Origin of the sequence: Rhodobium orientis, assembly GCF_003258835.1 — a bacterium.
Taxonomy (GTDB): domain Bacteria; phylum Pseudomonadota; class Alphaproteobacteria; order Rhizobiales; family Rhodobiaceae; genus Rhodobium; species Rhodobium orientis.
The window spans coordinates 1-234 of record NZ_NPEV01000241.1; the positions used below are offsets into that span (position 1 = coordinate 1).

The window sequence follows — 234 nt, forward strand, 5'->3', positions numbered from 1 at the left end:
GAGGAATACGGGGGAATCGGCAGCGACTATCTCGCCTACGTCATCGCGGTTGAAGAGCTTTCGAAAGTCTGCGCCTCAACGGGTGTCACCTTGTCTGCCCATACATCGCTTGCGGGCTGGCCGATTTATGCATTTGGAACAGAAGAACAGAAACAGGAATATTTAAAGCCGATGGCCCGCGGCGAAAAGATAGGAGCCTACGGATTGACGGAGCCCGGTTCAGGCTCCGATGCC

The 234-nt window shown here is 55.1% G+C and carries 1 protein-coding gene; it reads left to right on the forward strand.

The genetic code is table 11. The annotated features are described in order from the left end of the window. On the forward strand, positions 1–234 hold a 234-nt coding region (locus CH339_RS26035), incomplete at both ends, for an acyl-CoA dehydrogenase family protein (protein WP_210207423.1).